Annotated in this window: 18 protein-coding genes; 10 read left to right on the top strand and 8 right to left on the bottom strand. The window is 68.6% G+C overall.

Translation table 11 applies throughout. The annotated features are described in order from the left end of the window. Positions 1–91 precede the first annotated feature (91 nt). The 3 genes from ACXJLU_RS28700 to metK form a co-directional block, all read right to left on the bottom strand. Entirely contained in the window at positions 92–1,183 is a 1,092-nt protein-coding gene (locus ACXJLU_RS28700; RefSeq protein WP_457336880.1) for a DNA glycosylase AlkZ-like family protein, read from the bottom strand. Positions 1,184–1,244: 61 nt separating this feature from the next. Then, the gene (locus ACXJLU_RS28695; RefSeq protein WP_073465948.1) at positions 1,245–2,243 is read right to left on the bottom strand and encodes a GGDEF domain-containing response regulator; all 999 of its coding nucleotides are present in this window, start codon (positions 2,241–2,243) and stop codon (positions 1,245–1,247) included. Between the two features lie 126 nt (positions 2,244–2,369). After that, positions 2,370–3,551, bottom strand: a complete 1,182-nt coding sequence (gene metK / locus ACXJLU_RS28690; protein ID WP_073465947.1) for a methionine adenosyltransferase — start codon at positions 3,549–3,551, stop codon at positions 2,370–2,372. A gap of 135 nt (positions 3,552–3,686) precedes the next feature. On the opposite strand from metK, the gene ACXJLU_RS28685 reads away from it, so the two are divergent. Together ACXJLU_RS28685 and ACXJLU_RS28680 are read left to right on the top strand one after the other, a co-directional pair. Continuing rightward, positions 3,687–4,550 carry a lysophospholipid acyltransferase family protein gene (locus tag ACXJLU_RS28685; RefSeq protein WP_073465946.1) on the top strand — a complete coding sequence of 288 codons (864 nt, stop codon included), beginning with the start codon at positions 3,687–3,689 and terminating at the stop codon, positions 4,548–4,550. A 10-nt stretch (positions 4,551–4,560) separates the two neighbouring features. Beyond that, positions 4,561–5,439 carry an LpxL/LpxP family acyltransferase gene (locus tag ACXJLU_RS28680; RefSeq protein ID WP_457336877.1) on the top strand — a complete coding sequence of 293 codons (879 nt, stop codon included), beginning with the start codon at positions 4,561–4,563 and terminating at the stop codon, positions 5,437–5,439. A gap of 89 nt (positions 5,440–5,528) precedes the next feature. Here the strand turns inward: ACXJLU_RS28680 and ACXJLU_RS28675 are convergent, their stop codons facing one another. Then, complete coding sequence (locus ACXJLU_RS28675; protein WP_073465944.1) at positions 5,529–6,131, bottom strand: DUF6630 family protein; 603 nt, start codon at positions 6,129–6,131, stop codon at positions 5,529–5,531. Between the two features lie 419 nt (positions 6,132–6,550). Between ACXJLU_RS28675 and dapF the strand changes: the two genes are divergently transcribed. The 3 genes from dapF to ACXJLU_RS28660 are packed head-to-tail and all read left to right on the top strand — an operon-like array spanning position 6,551 to position 9,069. Then, positions 6,551–7,417, top strand: a complete 867-nt coding sequence (gene dapF / locus ACXJLU_RS28670) for a diaminopimelate epimerase (protein WP_457336875.1) — start codon at positions 6,551–6,553, stop codon at positions 7,415–7,417. A 21-nt stretch (positions 7,418–7,438) separates the two neighbouring features. Continuing rightward, the gene (locus tag ACXJLU_RS28665) at positions 7,439–8,116 is read left to right on the top strand and encodes a DUF484 family protein (RefSeq protein ID WP_457336873.1); all 678 of its coding nucleotides are present in this window, start codon (positions 7,439–7,441) and stop codon (positions 8,114–8,116) included. An 11-nt stretch (positions 8,117–8,127) separates the two neighbouring features. Beyond that, positions 8,128–9,069, top strand: coding sequence for a tyrosine recombinase XerC (locus ACXJLU_RS28660; protein WP_457336871.1), 942 nt, complete (start codon positions 8,128–8,130; stop codon positions 9,067–9,069). Here ACXJLU_RS28660 and ACXJLU_RS28655 read toward each other — a convergent pair whose 3' ends face one another. After that, positions 9,070–10,599 (bottom strand): hypothetical protein, encoded by a 1,530-nt coding sequence (locus ACXJLU_RS28655; protein WP_457336869.1) that lies wholly within the window; start codon positions 10,597–10,599, stop codon positions 9,070–9,072. Between the two features lie 152 nt (positions 10,600–10,751). Between ACXJLU_RS28655 and ACXJLU_RS28650 the strand changes: the two genes are divergently transcribed. Further along, positions 10,752–11,945, top strand: coding sequence for a class I SAM-dependent rRNA methyltransferase (locus ACXJLU_RS28650; RefSeq protein ID WP_457336867.1), 1,194 nt, complete (start codon positions 10,752–10,754; stop codon positions 11,943–11,945). On the opposite strand, the gene ACXJLU_RS28645 is transcribed toward ACXJLU_RS28650, so the two are convergent. Further along, positions 11,923–12,507, bottom strand: coding sequence for a carboxymuconolactone decarboxylase family protein (locus ACXJLU_RS28645; protein ID WP_457336865.1), 585 nt, complete (start codon positions 12,505–12,507; stop codon positions 11,923–11,925). The two genes, ACXJLU_RS28650 and ACXJLU_RS28645, sit on opposite strands and share 23 nt — an antisense overlap. A 76-nt stretch (positions 12,508–12,583) precedes the next feature. Here ACXJLU_RS28645 and ACXJLU_RS28640 point away from each other — a divergent pair, with 76 nt between their 5' ends. After that, complete coding sequence (locus ACXJLU_RS28640; RefSeq protein WP_457336863.1) at positions 12,584–12,940, top strand: winged helix-turn-helix transcriptional regulator; 357 nt, start codon at positions 12,584–12,586, stop codon at positions 12,938–12,940. Here ACXJLU_RS28640 and ACXJLU_RS28635 read toward each other — a convergent pair. Beyond that, on the bottom strand, positions 12,930–13,421 hold the full coding sequence (locus tag ACXJLU_RS28635; RefSeq protein WP_457336861.1) for an Lrp/AsnC family transcriptional regulator: 492 nt from the start codon (positions 13,419–13,421) through the stop codon (positions 12,930–12,932). The two genes, ACXJLU_RS28640 and ACXJLU_RS28635, sit on opposite strands and share 11 nt — an antisense overlap. A 139-nt stretch (positions 13,422–13,560) precedes the next feature. On the opposite strand from ACXJLU_RS28635, the gene glmS reads away from it, so the two are divergent. Continuing rightward, positions 13,561–15,426, top strand: coding sequence for a glutamine--fructose-6-phosphate transaminase (isomerizing) (gene glmS, locus ACXJLU_RS28630; protein ID WP_073465935.1), 1,866 nt, complete (start codon positions 13,561–13,563; stop codon positions 15,424–15,426). Between the two features lie 139 nt (positions 15,427–15,565). Then, the gene (locus tag ACXJLU_RS28625; RefSeq protein WP_457336859.1) at positions 15,566–17,227 is read left to right on the top strand and encodes a TniQ family protein; all 1,662 of its coding nucleotides are present in this window, start codon (positions 15,566–15,568) and stop codon (positions 17,225–17,227) included. Positions 17,228–17,330: 103 nt separating this feature from the next. Here the strand turns inward: ACXJLU_RS28625 and ACXJLU_RS28620 are convergent, their stop codons facing one another. Beyond that, positions 17,331–17,633: a hypothetical protein gene (locus tag ACXJLU_RS28620; protein WP_457336857.1), complete on the bottom strand. Its 303-nt coding sequence runs from the start codon at positions 17,631–17,633 to the stop codon at positions 17,331–17,333. A gap of 48 nt (positions 17,634–17,681) precedes the next feature. Between ACXJLU_RS28620 and ACXJLU_RS28615 the strand changes: the two genes are divergently transcribed. Continuing rightward, positions 17,682–17,819, top strand: coding sequence for a hypothetical protein (locus tag ACXJLU_RS28615; protein ID WP_457336855.1), 138 nt, complete (start codon positions 17,682–17,684; stop codon positions 17,817–17,819). Positions 17,820–17,942: the final 123 nt, after the last annotated feature.

Raw genomic sequence — 17,942 nt, 5'->3', positions numbered from 1 at the left:
GGTCTGCGCGCCGGGCTCGCCGCATCGGCCGGCGTGCTGGCGCTGGCGGCATCGCTCGCCGCGCGGCAGCGGCCGTTGCCGGCGGCGTGAATCAGTCCACGCCGAGGAAATGGCGCATGCGCGCGATCTCGTCGGCCAGCCCCGCCTTGAACGCCGGATCGCGCGGCGCCCGGCCGTCGACATAGCCGAACTGCTGCTTCAGCTGCCCGCCGACCACCGACAGGTTGCCCCAGCCGATCACGCGGTCGTGCCACAGCAGCGGCAGCGCGTAGTAGCCGAACTTGCGCTTCGGCTGCGGCGTGTAGGCCTCGAAACGGTAGGCCCAGTCCCACAACAGCTCGAAACGGATGCGGTCCCAGACCACCGGGTCGAACGGCGCGAGCAGCCGCACCGCGTCGTCGGGCGCATGGCGGCGCGAGGCCGGGTTCTCGTCGGCCGGCCAGTACCAGGTGACGCCATCGAGCTGCAGGCTCGTGAGCTGCTCGCGCGCGAGCTTCATCGCCGCCTGCGTCTGCGCCTTCAGGTGCGGCGCGCCGTAGTTCAGCAACCCGGTCAGGTGGGTCAGGCTGCGCGCCGGCAGCGGTGCGTACTTGCGCACGATCAGTTCCAGCAGCGCGGCGGCACGGCGCGTTCGCTCGGCCGGGCTCTCGTCGGCCGGCGGATGCTCGACCACCTCGTAGACGCGGATGCCCGCATCGCGCCGCACGACGCGCAGCATGCCGCGGTAGTGCATGCCGTCGAGCAGGTGCGTGCTCGCGTTCGACGAGCCGCCCCAGTAGTTGGTGATGCGGCCGTGTGCGAAGTGCTCGTCGACCTCGCGCGGGTGCACGCGGCCACGCTCGCGCACGAAGGCCAGCACGTCGGCTGCGCGGCGCTGCGTCGCGCGATCCCACGCGGTCTTCGCGATGCGCGGGTGCATCAGCGCCAGGTGCTCGCGCGGCAGGAAGCCGTAGTTGACGAGGCAGTCCTCCTCGACCGGCAGCTTCGCGTAGCGGCGCTCCAGATCGCCGGCGCGGTAGCCCTTGACGCGGTGGCGCAGCGTCAGGTCCTGCGCCCGCGCCGGCGACCGGATCGGGTCGGCCTGCAGGAAGCCCAGCTGGCGGATCGCGCGCAGCAGCGTGGTCGGCTTGAAGAGCGTGCGGGCGACGGCATAGCGCCGCAGGTGGTCGAGCGTGATCGGCATGGGGCCGGATGATGCGTCATCCGCCCGCGCGAGCAAAGCGCCTGGCCTGGGCCTGCTGACACTACTGCGCGAGCTGCTCCACCGTGTCCAGCTGCATCTCGAAACTGAAGAAGCGATCCCGCCCCTGCGCCTTCGCGGCGTACAAGGCCTGGTCGGCGCGCATCACCATGCCTTCGGTGGTGGTCTGCGCGTCGGGGATGCAGGTGGTGATGCCGCCGGTCAGCGTGACCAGCCCGCCGACCGGCGAGGCCGGGTGCGGCAGCGCCACGCCGGCCAGCATGCGGCGGACCGCACGCGCGAAGGTCATCGCGCCGGATTTCGGCGTGTTCGGCAGGATCAGCGCGAACTCCTCGCCGCCGTAGCGCGTCGCGCGGTCGCGCGGCCGGTGGCAGGCGTCGCGCAGCAGCGCGCCGATGCGGCGCAGGCAATCGTCGCCCTGCACATGGCCGAGCGTGTCGTTATAGGGCTTGAACGCATCGAGGTCGCAGAACACCAGCGTCAGCGGCTGCTGCTCGCGGCGCGCCGCGCCGATCTCGGCATGCAGCAGGCGGTCGAAGCCGCGGCGGTTGATCAGGCCGGTCAGCTCGTCGAGCTCGCTCAGGTGCTGCAGCCGCTGGTTCGCGGTGCGCAACTCGGACGACACCTGCATCAGCTGCGCCTGCATCTGCTGCAGCCGGCTCATCGCGCGCAGCTTGGCGGCCAGCACCACGGTCGACACCGGCTTCACCAGGTAGTCGTCACCGCCGCTCTCGATGCCCTTCCACAGATCCTGTTCCTGGTCGCGCGCCGACAGGAAGATGATTGGCGTCCAGCGGCCGGACTCCGCCTGGCGCATCTGGCGCGCCAGCCAGTAGCCGTCGTGGCCGGGCATCACCACGTCGAGCAGCACCAGGTCGGGCTGGTGGCGCTGGAACTGGTCCAGCGCCCAGGTCGCGTCACCGGCTTCGAGCACGCGGTGGCCGAGCGCATCGAGTTGCGCGACGAGTGCGACCCGCACGGCAGGCTGGTCGTCGACGACGAGGATGGTCAGCGAGGAAGTGGCGGCAGGAACAACGGACATGGGCAGGGCCGATGACGCCGATGTCGACGCCTTCGGCCTGCTTATCGGCGACCGTGCTGCGGCCTGTAGCGGCGGCAACGATGCTCGGCGAGGCTCCGCGCACTACCGCACGGAGCGCAGCCTGTCTTACAGCCCGGCCGCAGCCCGCAGCACAGCCGCCTTGTCAGTCTTTTCCCAGCTGAACTCCGGCTCTTCGCGACCGAAGTGGCCGTAGGCAGCGGTCTTCTCGTAGATCGGGCGCAGCAGGTCGAGCATCTGGATGATGCCCTTCGGACGCAGGTCGAAGTGCTCGTTGACCAGCGCGGCGATTTTGTCGTCGGAGATCACGCCGGTGCCTTCGGTGTAAACCGTCACGTTCATCGGGCGGGCCACGCCGATCGCGTACGCCACCTGGATCTGGCACTGGCGCGCCAGGCCGGCCGCGACGACGTTCTTCGCGACATAGCGCGCCGCATAGGCGGCCGAGCGGTCGACCTTGCTCGGGTCCTTGCCCGAGAACGCGCCGCCGCCGTGCGGGCAGGCGCCGCCGTAGGTGTCGACGATGATCTTGCGGCCGGTCAGGCCGCAGTCGCCTTGCGGACCGCCGATGACGAAGCGGCCGGTCGGGTTGATCAGGAACTTGGTGTCCTTCAGCCACTCCTTCGGGAGCACCGGCTTGATGATCTCCTCGATGATGGCTTCGTTGAACGAGGCCTTCATCTTCTTCGGCGTCTCGCTCTGGTCCGGGCTGTGCTGCGTCGACAGCACGACGGTGTCGATGCTGTGCGGCTTGCCGTCGACGTAGCGCATCGTCACCTGGCTCTTCGCGTCGGGGCGCAGGAACGGCAGGCGGCCGTCCTTGCGCAGCTGGGCCTGGCGCTCGACCAGGCGGTGCGCGTAGTAGATGGGCGCGGGCATCAGCTCCGGTGTCTCGTCGCAGGCGTAGCCGAACATCAGGCCCTGGTCCCCGGCACCGGTGTTCAGGTGGTCGTCGCTCGCCTGGTCGACGCCCTGCGCGATGTCGTTGGACTGCTTGTCGTAGCAGACCATCACCGCGCAGCCCTTGTAGTCGATGCCGTACTCGGTATTGTCGTAGCCGATGCGCTTGATGGTGTCGCGCGCGACCTGGATGTAGTCGACGTGCGCGTTGGTGGTGATCTCGCCGGCCAGCACGACCAGTCCGGTGTTCGTCAGCGTCTCGGCGGCCACGCGCGAACGCGGGTCCTGCTTGAAGATCGCATCGAGGATGGCGTCGGAGATCTGGTCAGCCACCTTGTCGGGGTGACCTTCGGAAACGGACTCGGACGTGAAAAGGAAGTCGTTCGACACTCTTAAACTCCAGCAAGGTTGCAAAAACGCGTTGCCGGACTTGAGGGTTCATCGAGCGGCGAACGCTTTAGCAGAATTTTTTGAATCGCCCCGCAAGTAGTTCATAACTCGGCGATGGCGGGATTATAGGAACAGATGTCGACCCTACTGCGCTGGTTTGCCGGCCTTTCACTGGGCTTTTTGCATCATCTCGGCAGCGTGCTCGGCTGGCTGGGCTACGCGGTGTCGGGCAGCTACCGGCGCCGCATGGTCGACAACGCCAGCCAGGCGGGGCTGGCGAAGGCCCAGTGGCAGCCGGCGATCGCGTCGGCCGGGCGCATGGTGATGGAGCTTCCGAAGCTGTGGCTGCGGCCGGTCGACCGGTCGGTGCTCGGCCTGGTGCGCTTCGAAGGCGAGCCGCTGCTGGCGCGTGCGCTCGAATCCGGCCGGGGCGTGCTGCTGCTGACGCCGCACATGGGCTGCTTCGAGGTCACCGCCCAGGCCATCGCCGAGCGCTGGGGCTCGCACCAGCCGATCACGGTGCTGTACCGTCCGGCGCGCCAGGCTTGGCTGCGCCGCCTCGAGGAAACCGCGCGCGATCGCCCGCACCTGCAGGCGGTGCCGGCCACCTTGTCGGGCGTGCGCCAGATGATCCGTGCGCTGCGCCGCGGCGAGATGGTCGGCCTGCTGCCCGACCAGGTGCCGCCCGACGGCATGGGCGTGTGGGCGCCCTTCTTCGGCAAGCCGGCCTACACGATGACGCTGGCCGCGCGGCTCGCGCAGCAGACTGGCGCCGCGCTGCTGCTGACCTGGGGCGAGCGGCTGCCGCACGGCGCCGGCTACCTGCAGCGCTTCTTCGAATTCCCCGGCACGCTGCCCGACGACCCGACCGAAGCGGCCACGGCCGTCAACCGGGCGATGGAACAGCTGATACTGCAGTGCCCCGGCCAGTACCTGTGGGGCTACAACCGATACAAGGTGCCGCGCGAACATCCGGCGGACGCCGCAGAAAAGAACTGACGAACAGACGATGGGAACCCGACTCCTGCTGGGAACGATGTGGCTGCTGCATTGGCTGCCGCTGCCGCTGCTCGCCGCACTGGGACGCGGCCTCGGGCGGCTGCTGTTCGTGCTGGCACGCTCGCGGCGTCGCGTCGCGCTGCGCAACCTCGCGCTGTGCTACCCCGATTGGAGCCCGGCGCAGCGGCTCGCGCTGGCCAGCGAGCACTTTCGCTGGCTGGGGCGCAGCATCCTCGAGCGCAGCCTGCTCTGGTACGCGCCGATGGACCAGCTGAAGCGGATCATCCACGTCGAAGGCGACGTGAAGCTCGCCGAGCACAGCCCGCGGCCGGTGATGTGGCTGGTGCCGCACTTCATGGGGCTGGACGTGGCGGGCGTGGCCACGCTGCTGTTCCAGCACCACCCGGCCTGCTCGATGTACCAGCAGCAGAGCAACCCGCTGATGGACGCCGCGATCCGCAAGGGCCGCATGCGCTTCGGCGACCATGCCGAGATCTTTCCGCGCAGCGACAAGGCGCTGCCGCTGATCCGCGCGATCCGCAAGGGGCACGCCTTCTTCAACCTGCCCGACATGGATTTCGGCGAACGCGATGCCGCGTTCGTGCCGTTCTTCGGCGTGCCCGCCGCCACGCTGCTGGCGCCGTCGCGCATGGCGCGCGCGCTCGGCATGGTGGTGCAACCGGTGATCGCCGAGATGCTGCCCGGCGGCCAGGGCTACCGGGTGCGCTTCGGCGAGCCGTTCACGCACTTCCCGAGCGACGACGCGGTCGCCGACACCGCGGCGATGAACCGCTGGATCGAAGACGAGATCCGCAAGAACCCGGCACAGTACCTGTGGGTGCACAAGCGCTTCAAGACGCGGCCGGCGGGCGAGCCGTCGCTGTATTGAGACCGAGGTACCGAGGCCGAGGCACTGAGCCCAAGGTACTGAGGCCGCGACCGGCAGACGGCACCGGCCGCGGCCCCACGGTCACTCGCTCAGTCGCTGCGTGGCAGCGTCAGCTGCAACCCGAGCGCGGCGCCCAGCCGGATCGCGGTCTCGGCGTCGGCCGCGCTGGTCATCAGCATGCAATGCTCCTGGCGGCCGGTGTCCATCTGCAGCAGCGAATAGCCGAACCCGAGCAGCCAGGCGTGCAACGCGAACATCGCGGGGCGCGTCGTGCGGCCATGGCCTTCGTGCCACTCCCAGCCGTACACCGCGGCGATGCCGGCCGACCGCGCCAGCTCGCGCCCCTGCCGCTCGATGTCTTCGACCGCGTTCACGCCGACGAGCAGCATCGCCCACTGGCCGTCCTGCTGCCCGCCTTCGTTCAGCATCGCATGGACCATCGCCTTCGGCAGGCTGTCTCCGAAGCGCAGGTTGTTGAGCACGCGCTGCTGCAGGCGATGCCGCTCCTCGGTGCGCAGGTGGCCGAGCACGAGGCGCAGCCAGTCGACGACCGACACGTCGCCCTGCTGCGGTGCCGGCTCGGCCGGAATCGGGGCCAGGGCAGGCAAGCATGCGGTCTCGACGGCCGCCTGCACGCACAGCGGTTCGGGCTCGTCGAACCGGCGGCGAAGTCGCTTCAGGAATTTCAGCATGGCACGCGCTCCCGACGAAGGATCAGGCAGGGCGCGCCGCCCAGGCGCCAGCGCTTGTCGGCTCGCCACGGGTGCGCCCGGCCACGGCCGCAGGTGCAGGCACAGGACCGCGGCGGTCGTCGCCGGACGGGCTTCAGCCGCACGGCGGGGGCGCGCGTCAGCGGCCGGCGGCAGGCAGCGGCCTCGTCGACAGCGACACAGGCAGCAAAGGGGTGGTTCATGTCCATCGTTTCTCCCAGGTGGAAGCCGGCGCGAGGATTCGCCCACGGCATGGCCCGGCATGCTGTGCAGGCTTTGTGCAGGCCTTTTGCAGGCGGCCAGATGTTTTCGAGAAACCCGCATCTGGCGGGCAGATGGCCCGGATGAACGGCGACCCTGCCGTGACCGCTGTCACGGCGCGGCAGCGATAATCGCCGCCCATGAGAGTGCAGTTCACGAAGATGCAGGGAGCCGGCAACGACTTCGTCGTGCTCGATGCCACCACCGCGCCGCTCGCGCTGGATGCCGCGCAGCTGCGCGCGCTGGGCGACCGGCGCTTCGGCGTCGGGGCCGACCAGATCCTGGTGGTCGAGGCCAGCAACACGCCCGGCATCGACTTCCGTTACCGCATCTTCAACGGTGCCACCGGTGACGAAGTGGAACAGTGCGGCAACGGTGCACGCTGTTTCGTGCGCTTCGTGCACGACAAGAAACTGAGCGACAAGACAACGATCCGCGTCGAGACGATCCGGCAGGTGCTCGAACTGCGCCTGCAGGCCGACGGCCGGGTCACGGTCGACATGGGCGCCCCGGTGTTCGACCTGGCCGCGCTGCCGTTCGACGCCAGCGGCCTCGCGCCACGCGAGCTCAACGGCTTCGCGGTGTGGCCGCTGCCGGTGGGCGCCGGCACGATCGAGGTGGCCGCGCTGTCGATGGGCAACCCGCACGCGGTGCAGGTGGTGGCCGATGTCGACGCCGCACCGGTCGCCACGCAGGGCCCGCTGATCGAGCAGCACGCGCGCTTCCCGCGCAAGGTGAATGCCGGCTTCATGCAGGTGCTGTCACGCACGCACATCCGGCTGCGGGTGCACGAACGCGACGCCGGCGAAACGCTCGCCTGCGGCACCGGCGCCTGTGCCGCGGTGGTCGCGGGCATCCGCCTGGGCCTGCTGGATGCGCGCGTCGATGTCGATGCGCGCGGCGGCCGGCTCACCATCGAATGGCAAGGCGCTGCAGGCAGGCTCCACGAGCCCGTGCTGATGACCGGCCCCGCCACGACCGTCTTCGACGGCGTGATCCATCTGTAAAAAGCCGTAGAAGGGCCCCCCGTGAGCATCCAAGGCATCACCGAACAGGACATCGCCAACTACCTGGCCAACACGCCGGGTTTCTTCGAGCGCCATGCCGAATTGCTGGCGGCCGTGCAACTGACCAGCCCGCACGGGCAGCGCGCGGTCTCGCTGCAAGAGCGGCAGATGGAAATGCTGCGCGAAAAGCACAAGGGCCTCGAGCTACGCATCATCGAAATGATCCGCCACGGCACCGAGAACGTCTCGATCGCCGACAAGCTGCACCGCTGGACGCGTTCGATCATGCTGACGCACAACCCCGGCGACCTGCCCGACGTGCTGGTGGCCGAACTGAAGCACCAGTTCATGATCCCGCAGGCGGCGATCCGCATCTGGGGCGCGGCCGAGGTGTTCAACGTGCTGCCGTTCGCCAAGTCGGTCAGCGAAGACGCGCGCAGCTTCGCGGCCAGCCTCACGCAGCCGTACTGCGGCGTCAATTCCGGCTTCGAGGCGGCGCAGTGGCTGGCCGAGGTCGCGACCGTGATGTCGCTCGCGCTGATCCCGCTGCGCGTGCGCCAGGACGACCCGGCCTTCGGCATGCTGGTGCTGGCCTCGCCGGACCCGACGCGCTACAGCGCCGACATGGGCACCGAGTTCCTGTCGCGCATCGGCGACATCGCGAGCGCCGGGCTGTCGCGGCTGCTGCCGATCGCCTGAAGGTTGCGCCGATGACCGCGCCGTCCGCCGCACTCGACGCGGACCTGCAGCGTCACCTCGTCCACCTCGAATCCGAGCGCCGGCTCGCGCCGCGCAGCCTGGTGCTGTACCGCGATGCGTTCACGCGGCTGCAGGCCTTCGCGCAGGCGCAACCGGTGGCGCTGCGCGCGACGCAGGTGCACCACGTGCGGCGCTGGGCGGCGCAGCTGCACTCGCAAGGGCTCGGCTCGCGCAGCATCGCGCTGGTGCTGTCGGCCTGGCGCGGCTTCTTCCGCTGGCTCGGCCACGAGGGCGTGGTGCCGATGAACCCGGTCGATGGCGTGCGCGCGCCGAAGGCGGCCAAGCCCTTGCCGAAGGCGCTGCCGGTCGACCAGGCGGTGGCGCTGGCCGAGCCCCGCGAAGACGACGACACCGACCCGGCGCTGGCCGCGCGCGACCAGTGCATCGTCGAGCTGCTGTACGGCTGCGGGCTGCGCGTCGGCGAACTGGTCGGGCTGGACGTGCGGGCGAGCGGCGAGGCCGCCGGCTGGGTCGATGCCGCCGAGGCCGAGGCGCAGGTGCTGGGCAAGGGCCGCAAGCGCCGCAGCGTGCCGGTCGGCGGGCCGGCGCTGCGGGCGCTCGCGCAGTGGCTCGCGCTGCGCGGCACGCTGGCCGACCCGGGCGAGCCGGCGCTGTTCGTCAGCCGGCGCGGCACGCGGCTGACCGACAGCCAGGTGCGTTCGCGGCTGAAGCGGCGCGCACTGCAGGCCGGGCTGCCGACGCACGTGCACCCGCACATGCTGCGGCATTCATTCGCGTCGCACCTGCTGCAGTCCAGCGGCGACCTGCGCGCGGTGCAGGAGCTGCTCGGCCACGCGAACATCTCGACGACGCAGGTCTACACGAAGCTGGATTTCCAGCACCTCGCGAAGGTGTACGACGCCGCGCACCCGCGGGCCAAGCGCAAGCCCTGATCAGCGCAGCACCGCGCCGATCACCTCGTCGAGCCTGCGCAAGCCCTCGCGCGCATCGCCCAGGTAGCGCTGCACCCCGAGCCGCAACGCCTTCGCTGCGGCCTCGTCGAACAGGCCGATCGCGTCCTTCACGTCATCCCCCTTGTCCTGCAGCTGCAGCGCGGTGTTGCCGGTCGCGAGCGTCAGCGCACCGAGCGCGGCCAAGCCGGTATCGCGCGACGACACCTCGCCATAGCGGCCGTGGAAGCCGTCCAGCAGCTTGCGCGTGCGGGCATCCAGCATCTCGTCGAGCGCATCGTCCACCATCGCCGCCACGTCAGCCCGCGTGAAGCGCCGCTGCAGCGCGTCTTCCACCTTCTCGCCCAGCGCATGCAACGCCGGGCCGTCGAGCTTCTCGACCGGCTCCAGGCGGATCTCCTCGAACAGCGGGTAGCGCACCAGCTCGCGGATCAGCACGGGATAGCGCCAGCAGCGCCGCACGTGTTTCGGCATCAGCCAGGTCGCGAGGTTGCGGTAGTACTGGTGCACGTCGGTGAGGTTGCGGCCGGCCAGGCCGATCAGGTTGACGTTGACGAAGTGGTGCCAGGTCGAATCGGTGACGACGCGCCCCACCTCGGCCTGCTGCCCGTCGTAGGCGCAGACCGGGATGAACGAGCGCGGCGCGACCGCCGCCTTGCCCGGGAACGCATTGCCCTCGGACACCGTCAGCGCGATCGCCTCCGGCACGACGCGCTGCGTGCTGCCGGTGGCGACCGGCCATTCGTCGGTGACGCCGTCGGGCAGCTTGCCGGTCAGCACCGCCGGCACGCGGCACTCGCCTTCGTGCGGGTGATCGGGAAACACCTCGATCGCGCGCGCCGGCGCGGCGCCCGGCACCTGCAGCACCGGGTGCGCGACGCCGACGCCGAAGCTGGTGCGGAAGTTGACGTACAGCCGCTGCGGCAGCGCATCGGACTGGTCGGCGAACTCGAACACGTCGTTGGTTCCGGGGCCGGTGGTGGTCAGCCGGTCGATGCCGCCGCCGCTCGGCGTGTCGGCCGCGGCCCAGCGCCGCATGCCCTGCACGCGGGGGATCGTCATGCACATCGCGGCGCCCAGGTCTTCATGGTCGCCGGTGGCGAACAGCCCGCCGCCCTGCTGCATGAAGTTGACGATCGCCGCCTGCGCGCCCGGCTCTTGCGCGAGCCCGGCACCGCCCTCGGTGGTGATCGCGAGCAGGAACACCACGTCGTAGCGCGACTTCAGCACGCCGTGCGTCGCATCGGTGAACTGGAAATTGCTGATGTGCTGCGTGGCGGCATCGAGCGTGGCGGCGCTGCCGGAGCCCGGCGTGTAGAGCGCGGTGCGCACGATCGGGGTCATCGCATGGACCGTGCTGGTGCGCAGCGCATCGACGAAGCGGGTCAGGCCGAAATCGTCGCCGGCGCTGAAGTTCAGCCCGTCGGTGACGACCAGGATCTTCGGCGTGCATTCGCGAAACCACTTGAGGATGAACGTGTCGAGCACGGCCAGGTTCTTGAGCGTGGGCATGGCGGAGCCTCCTTGGCAGCCAGGTGATGGAACGACGCGCGGACCGCGCGCTGCAACCAACTTAGGCGGCGCCTGGAGCGATCGACATCCCTAGCCTGTCGATGTCTCCCCCATCCCGGGGGGCGGTCGGCTGCGTCGCCGACAATCGGGCCATGAAGACGATCACAGTACGTGAAGGCAAGGAGCGCTCGCTGCAGCGCCGCCACCCCTGGGTGTTCGAGGGCAGCATCGCCAGCGGCAAGGCCGACCTCGGCGAGACGGTGCGGGTGCAGACGCACGATGGCAGGTTCCTGGCCTGGGCCGCCTGCAGCCCGCATTCGCAGATCCGCGTGCGCGCGTGGAGCTTCGACGAGACCGAGCGCATCGACAGCGCGTTCTTCCTGCGGCGCATCGAGCAGGCGATCGCGATCCGCGCGCGGCTGCCCATCGCGAGCGACGGCGTGCGGCTGATCCATGGCGAGGCCGACGGGCTGCCGGGCCTGATCGTCGACCGCTACGGCGACACGCTGAGCGCGCAGTTCCTGTCGGCCGGCGCCGACCGCTGGAAGGCGACGATCGCCGATCACCTGCTGAAGGCGACCGGCCTCGCGCGGCTGTACGAACGCAGCGATGCGACTTCGCGCGAGCTCGAGGGCCTGCCCCCGGCGACCGGCTGGCTGCGCGGCGACGGCCCCACCGAGGTCACGATCCGCGAGCACGGCTGGCAGCTGAGCCTCGACGTGGCCGAGGGCCACAAGACCGGCTACTACCTCGACCAGCGCGACAGCCGCAAGCTGTTCGCCGACACGGTGCGGCACTTCGGCCTGCAGCGCGTGCTGAACTGCTACAGCTACACCGGTGGCTTCAGCGTGGCGGCGTTCGCCGGCGGCGCGACGCAGGTGACGAGCGTCGATTCATCGGGCCCGGCGCTCGAGCGGGCGCGGTCGCACGTGCTGCGCAACGGCTTCGACGACGCGGCGCACGAGACGCTGGACGCCGACGTGAACCAGACCTTGCGCGCGATGCTGCAGGAAGGCCGGCGCTTCGACGCGATCGTGCTCGACCCGCCGAAGTTCGCGCCGACCGTGTCGCATGCCGAGCGCGCGTCGCGAGCCTACAAGGACATCAACCGGCTCGCGCTGATGCTGCTGGAGCCGGGCGGCGTGCTGTTCACCTTCTCGTGCTCGGGCGGCATCAGCCCCGACCTGTTCCACAAGATCGTCGCCGGGGCCGGGCTCGATGCGCAGGTGGACGGGCTGGTCTATGCACGCACCGGCGCGGCACCGGACCATCCGATGACGATCACCTTCCCCGAGGGCGACTACTTGAAAGGTCTCGTGATCATCAAGCGCCAGGCTCCGCGCTGAACCGCGCCTGCCAGCGCTCCAGCGGCACCCGCGCCGCGTTGCAGACGTAGGAAATCGCGCGGTACCAGCCGGCGAGCAGCAGCAGCTCCAGCAGCTGCGGCTCGCTCCAGACGGCGGCCAGTTGCGCCCACAGGTCGTCGTCGACATCGGCGGTGTCGTGCAGCGAATCGACCAGGCGCACCAGCAGCGCATCGCGCTCGGTCAGCGCCGCATCGTCGGCGCGGCCACGCTCGATCGCCGCCACCTGCGCCGGTGTGAAGCCGGCCGCCTTCGCGAACGCCGCGACGTGCACGCCCCATTCGTACTCGGCGCCGCAGCGCGCGCAGACGCGGTCGATCACCACCTCTCGGTCGCGCAGCGACAGCATCGCGTGGCGGCCGAGCATGAAACCGCCCCAGGGCATCAGCCGCTCGGCCAGCAGCGGGTGGCGGGCGAACACGCGGAACAGCTGCAGCACGTCGACCGCCTCGGGCGGCGTCATGCGGCGCAGCAGCGCGTCGAGCTCGGGTTCGTACGGCGGCACAACGGGGGGAATGCGCGGGGAGGCTTCGGTCGATGCCATGGCGATCTCCTGGTTTGCTACAAAAATGGTAGCAAACCGATCTTGGCACCGAAGCCCGCATGGCATAGTCGCCGACGTGACGACGACCGCCTCATCCCGACCGAAGGCCCCGCTGCCCGGCACGCGCGTGCGCGGATCGGCCAGCGGGCGGCCGATCATGGCCTTGCTGGACCTGCTGGGCCGGCGCGGCACGCTGCGGCTGCTGTGGGAGCTGCGCGACGGGCAGCCGCAGAACTTCCGCGCGCTGCAGCAGAGCATGGGCGGCGCATCACCGACGCTGCTGAACAGCCGTGCGAAAGAGCTGCGCGAGGCGCAGCTGCTGGAGCTGCGGCCCGAGGGTTATGCGCTGACCGCGCGTGGCCTCGGGCTGCTCGACGAACTAGGCCCGCTCGACCGCTGGGCGCAGAACTGGGCGCGAGCGCTCACGCGATGACCGGCAGCGCGATGCGCGGCTCGAACTTCGCGCGGTGCACGTTGAAGAAGGCCTTCACGTTGCGCACGTTGGCGTCCTGCGTGAAGAGGCGCTGCACCAGCGCGTGGTAGCCGGCCATGTCGGGCGCCTGCATCACCAGCATGAAATCCGGACCCGGCGAAACGCGGTAGCACTGCTGCACCGCCGGCTCGGCCACGGCACGCGCCTCGAAGGCCGCGAGGTGCTCGGCGCCCTGGCGATCGAGCGTGATCTCGGCCAGCACCGTGAGCCCGGCGCCGAGCTTTTCGGGCGACAGGATGGCCACGCGCCGCTCGATCACGCCGGCCTCCACGAGCCGCTTGACGCGGCGCAGGCAGGTGGCCGGCGAGGTGTGGGCGGCGGCCGCGAGGTCCTGGTTGGACAGCGAGGCGTCGTTCTGCAACAGCTCCAGCACCCTCAAGTCGGTGGGGTCCAGGTGCAGTTTTCTGTCTGATTCCGCCATTTCTATCCACTCTTTGAAATAATTCACCCAAATTTCCAAGTGACGGCGAATTATTTCAGCGATGCCAATTTTGCGCAAACATTCACCACACCAAGCTCCCTACGATTCGCCCATCCCAGTTTCACCAGAAAGACCTCCCATGTGTGGCATCGTCGGCGCCGTCAGCACCCGCAACATCGTTCCGATCCTGATCGAAGGGCTGAAGCGCCTGGAGTACCGCGGGTATGACTCCTGCGGCGTGGCCGTCCACCAGAACGGCCAGCTGCGCCGGGCGCGCAGCACCTCGCGCGTGGCCGAACTCGAGGCCAACGTGCGCAGCGACGAGATCCAGTCCGGCACCGGCATCGCCCACACCCGCTGGGCGACCCACGGCGCGCCGGTGGTGCACAACGCGCACCCGCACTTCTCGGCCGGCCCCGGCGCGAAGGCGGCGTCCGCCGGGCGGATCGCGCTGGTGCACAACGGCATCATCGAGAACCACGACGAGCTGCGCGCCGAACTGAAGGCCAAGGGCTACGTCTTCGACAGCCAGACCGACACCGAGGTGATCGCGCACCTGGTCGACCACCTGTACGACGGCGACCTGCTCGATGCGGTGCAGCGCGCGACGCTGCAACTGCGCGGCGCGTTCGCGATCGCGGTGTTCTGCCGCGACGAGCCGCACCGCGTGATCGGCGCCCGCGAAGGCTCGCCGCTGGTGCTCGGCATCGGCAGCAAGGAAAGCGGCGAACACTTCCTGGCCTCGGACGCGATGGCGCTGGCCGGCGTGACCGACCAGATCGTCTACCTCGAAGAAGGCGACGTGGTCGACCTGCAGCTCGGCAAGGTGTGGATCACCAGCCGCACCGGCGAGGCGGCCTACAAGGTGGTGCAGCGCGAGGTGCGCACCGTGCAGGCGCACACCGGCGCGGCCGAACTGGGCCCGTACCGGCACTACATGCAGAAGGAGATCTTCGAGCAGCCGCGCGCGATCGCCGACACGCTCGACGCCGTCGAGAGCATCACGCCCGAGCTGTTCGGCGACGGCGCATACAAGATCTTCAAGGACGTGGACCAGGTGCTGATCCTGGCCTGCGGCACCAGCTACTACAGCGGCTCGACCGCGAAGTACTGGCTGGAGAGCATCGCGAAGATCCCGACCAGCGTCGAGATCGCGAGCGAGTACCGCTACCGCGACAGCGTGCCGAACCCGCGCACGCTGGTCGTGACGATCACGCAGAGCGGCGAGACCGCCGACACGCTGGCGGCGTTGAAGCACGCCCGCTCACTGGGCATGAAGCACACGCTGACGGTGTGCAACGTCGCGACGAGCGCGATGGTGCGCGAATGCGAGCTGGCCTACATCACGCGCGCCGGCGCCGAGATCGGCGTGGCGTCGACGAAGGCGTTCAGCACCCAGCTGGTCGGGCTGTTCCTGCTGACGCTGGCGCTCGCGCAGGTGCGCGGGCACCTGACCGATGCGCAGGAACAGGAGCACCTGAAGGCGCTGCGCCACCTGCCGGTGGCGGTGCAGGCGGTGCTGGCGCTGGAGCCGCAGGTCATCGCGTGGAGCGAGGAGTTCGCGCGCAAGGAGAACGCGCTGTTCCTGGGCCGCGGGCTGCACTACCCGATCGCACTCGAAGGCGCGCTGAAGCTGAAGGAGATCAGCTACATCCACGCCGAGGCCTACCCGGCCGGCGAGCTGAAGCACGGGCCGCTGGCGCTGGTGACGGCCGAGATGCCGGTGGTGACCGTGGCGCCGAACGACGCGCTGCTGGAGAAGCTGAAGAGCAACCTGCAGGAAGTGCGGGCGCGCGGTGGCGAGCTGTTCGTGTTTGCCGATGCCGACACGCGCATCGAATCGAGCGAAGGGCTGCATGTGATCCGGATGCCGGAGCACTATGGGGCGCTGTCGCCGATCCTGCACGTGGTGCCGCTGCAGCTGCTGGCGTATCACACGGCGTGTGCGCGGGGGACGGATGTGGACAAGCCGCGGAACCTGGCGAAGAGCGTGACGGTGGAGTGAGGAGGAGGCTCACGCCGGGTCACGCAGGCAGACAATTGTTTTGGAGAATTTGACGGGGGCGAGGAGCGAACTTCCAATTGTTTCGGCATTTTGGAAATTGCGCCTCTCCTGCCGAGCACCTCATGCAAGGCGGTAACGAATGCATCGCGACCCTCCTGCTTCTCCTGGCCCGGTAGATCCACAGGTTGATTGGTCGCGCCTGGGTTTGCCTGATTCGCGGTCGCCGTTGCCTGATGAGATCGCCGGCTCTTGGCTGTGTCGCATCATGGCGCTCAACGCCTTGTTATCGCCGGAACGTCTTTGGGAAGCTCTGGGATTCGATAGGCCAAAGGCCTTCCGCATAGATGCTGATCCAGCTTCTGGAGGCACGTATGTCGATCCACTGTCGGCCGTTCTGGGGATTCAGCCAGGGACGTTCCTGCGAGATCTTTCGACCCGTCCGTACTGGATCGCGTTGGGAGCAGTCAACGCGCGCACGCGTCAGCATGGCTTCGTGTTCCTGCGTGGACTGACGCAATTCCTCCGCGTATGCCCGATGTGCCTTGATGAAGACATGCGCACACACGGTGTAGGCTACATCCGCAGGACGCATCAACTTCGAAGTCAGGCGTGCCCACATCACGGGCTTGTGCTGCAAGATGCATGCAGGGATTGCAAGCGAGCCATTTGTGCGAGGTTGTTGCCATCCTTGGTCGGTCCCAGGTGCAGATGCGGTGCTACTTGGGCCAAGGCCCTTGAGCGCAAGCAGGCCGGGGAGGTATGGCAAGGGCTCGCCACCTTCTCTGATGCGATGCTGCATGGAGCGCCTGGAGAGTTAGATCCCGACGCGCTTCGCGTTCTTGCCAAGTGCTACGCGGTTGCCGCCGAACACCTCGCAGCGCCAGCGAGTGTTGAAGCGGTTCTGGATCGAGCCTATGGTCTTAGAACGTCGCTAGCCGCGAGGTCATGGCTGAACGTATTGAGGGAGAGCCCGTCAGCCGGCAGCATCGGATATGGGCTCGGGGGGCATCTGTCGGTCGCAGTGCTCAGTGCGTGCGGGGTGAGCTATCAGCGGGCGCTAGTCGAAATCCAGCGACGGTTGGTCAGCGAACGAACACGGCGCCCAAGTTCAGGTCGGAAGGCACGGCAAAGCTGGACTGTTGCGATTTCCACCTCCGAGGCCCAGCAGATTGCGATCGACTACCTGTCCGCAGGTCGGCAGCCTTCGGAGCTTCGGTATCGTCTACCGAGTGTCTATTGGCTGCTGCTGCTGAAGAAACGGAGATGGCTCGATGCATGGACAAGGCAAGGCATGGGGACTCTGTCGTCTCTGCCGATCCCGAGTGTCGAAGAAGACCGACTCCTGATCACATCGACCAAGCCGCTAGAGAGCCGGGCTCGCCATGCGAGAGCGCGAGCCCGAATTCGGGACACGGCTTGGATGGCAGCGTGGGTTTCACGTGAACGCAACGTGTGCGACGGTTTGAGCGGACTCGAAGCAAAGCTGGCAGCCGCTCGCAAGGCCCATCTGGAGCAGGCGGGAAGACCAGTCAAGTGGACCATTCGCGTTGCGGCGGAGAAACTGCACATGAACTACCTGACCCTAAGGGAGATGCGCCACCGTCCATCTAGCAAGCTGAAGGCGGTAGTTCCAGAAGCACCTGACGAGTTTCGCTCCCGGCTGATTCGTTGGGGCATCGATGAGTGCAATCGGACTAGCCGACCCGTGACTAGCCGCAACGTCGCGATCCTAGCGGCCGTTGGATGGCAGCACGGAAATGCGGTACTCCGGCAACTCGTGGGACGTACGGACGTTCCATAGTGCTTGTGGCCTGCCTTACGGTCGCGGTAGAGACGGAGATTGCTCTCCGCCCCCCACACAGATCCGTACGTGCGGCACTACCGCATACGGCTCCTGCCTTGAGTCATGACGTGAAGCGTTGATGCGGATACGGGTGCAGCACCCGAACCCTTGGGAGGTAGCGCTCGACCAGTTGCCTGAACCGCGACCATGGCATCCGTCCACGTTGACCACGCCGCCTCAGCGCGTGCAGCCACCCCCGAGCCACGTCCTTGCGGAAGCTGCTCAGGCGGTTCACGTTGCTGGGAACGGCGTGATAGTTGAAGTAGCCCTGGATCACGCGCCGCAGCCGGCGACCAACCACGGGGATTGGCTCGTGCATGCGACGCATCAGCGCCTGTCGTATCGCCTTGAGGCTGGCACGCATTCGCTTCGCCGAGGTCAGCCGCTTCAGTTGGCCGCGGAGCCGGTGGACATGCGCGCCGGAGGCGACCGCCTGCTGGCGCGAGTGGTCGAGGTCTTCGGCGCCGCGCGTGCCCACCACGGGTATCTCTTCGCCAACGCGCGCGGCACGCGCGTGAAGCTGGTCGTGCACGATGGCGAGGCACGCTGACGTGCGACGACTACTGCGGCTACGACGCTGCGCTCAAGCTCGAAGGTCGCATCGAGGCCGGCTGGACTACAGCCTCAAGCGCTGGGAGGCACTCGGGCGCTTCCTGCTCGACGGCGCGGTGAG

Source organism: Rhizobacter sp. P5_C2, from assembly GCF_054049715.1.
The sequence above is the reverse complement of the archived record's forward strand: the minus strand, read 5'-3'. Positions and strand labels throughout refer to the sequence as shown.